Annotated in this window: 1 protein-coding gene; it reads right to left on the bottom strand. The window is 53.3% G+C overall.

Translation table 11 applies throughout. From position 1 onward, the window contains the following. Window positions 1–153: 153 nt before the first annotated feature. On the bottom strand, window positions 154–338 hold a 185-nt coding region (locus AC1RPW_RS08235), incomplete at its 5' end, for a hypothetical protein (RefSeq protein WP_481769478.1).

The raw sequence follows: 338 nt of genomic DNA, 5'->3' as shown, positions 1-338 counted from the left end.
ATGTGCGGTTGGCCATCAGGCCCATGGCTTCGGCCTGATCACGCTCGATCTTCAGCTTCTCGCGCACGCCCTTGACCACGAGCCGAAACTTCTTGTAGTTAGGGTCTTCTTTGATGTCGGACAAGAATAGTTCGAGATCAGATTCTTCAGCCATTACAAAACTCCCTTTGCGCGCATGCAGTCCTTGAGGATCATGCCAAGAACACAAACTGCCACAGCGCCTGCCATAAACCCAGCAATAGCCTTCGGTGCAGCCCCTACAAGTTCGGTATCTTTTCGTGTGGCAAACCACGCCACAACCCAACCGCCAACTGCCATAGCGAGCATGAGTAGCAGAC

It is taken from the genome of Dellaglioa sp. CoH-55-MRSF-8, assembly GCF_056782195.1.
Note: the sequence above shows the minus strand (reverse complement) of the source record. Positions and strands in the feature narration are given on the sequence as shown.